Raw genomic sequence first — 675 nt, 5'->3', positions numbered from 1 at the left:
AATATAAACTGAATTAGATAACTCAAGCTAATCTATTTTAAGAACAACACCTCGTCGTTAACAAAATAATTATATTAGATAAAAAAGGAGAGTTTTTATGAAGATTAATCCTGAGTTAGACGGATTTTATTATTTATCACTATGGTTAAATATTGCGTTAATAATTGGTGTTCCTTTTGTATATCAATTAGAAAATATGTTTATCTTGATACCATATGTTGTTTTGTTCATATTGAATTCTATTTATCAGGTTATTAAAGCTATTAAAATCAATAAGAATAAATCTAATTTATAAGGTGACTGCTTTAAACAAGTTTTGGGATTGTTAAGGGTTCAGAGGCTTGTTGTCAATAAAGTAATTGGAATAAATTATTTAGCGCTTTTTTCGCTTGAATATATATAAAAATATAAAGATTAAAATTATTACGATGAAACCTGCGTTAATTAACATAGAAATTTGTTGATTGTGTATGATTTTCCCGTCCAAAAGATTAAAAATTAAAATTACAGCTAAGAATAGAGCAAAAATATTAATTGTAAATTTTTTCATTTTTACCTCTCCTTTTTTACATTTTGTATTATAATTAATTATGTATAAATAAATTAATAATTCAAGGAGAGATAGTGATGAAATTTAAAAAGTGGTTTCTTCAAAAAATTTGGTAACGCTAAAGT

At 23.7% G+C, this 675-nt stretch carries 1 protein-coding gene; it reads left to right on the top strand.

The window, feature by feature from the left end:
- Window positions 1–97 precede the first annotated feature (97 nt).
- Window positions 98–295: a hypothetical protein gene (locus CD172_RS12410; protein ID WP_103346511.1), complete on the top strand. Its 198-nt coding sequence runs from the start codon at window positions 98–100 to the stop codon at window positions 293–295.
- Window positions 296–675 lie beyond the last annotated feature (380 nt).

Source organism: Staphylococcus agnetis, assembly GCF_002901865.1.
In the GTDB taxonomy this organism is placed as follows: Bacteria; Bacillota; Bacilli; order Staphylococcales; family Staphylococcaceae; genus Staphylococcus; species Staphylococcus agnetis.
This window is presented reverse-complemented; position numbering and strand designations above follow the sequence as displayed.

Excerpts from the sequence above, each read along its gene's own strand:
- CD172_RS12410 (WP_103346511.1), top strand. The coding sequence starts at position 98 with ATGAAGATTAATCCTGAGTTAGACGGATTTTATTATTTATCACTATGG.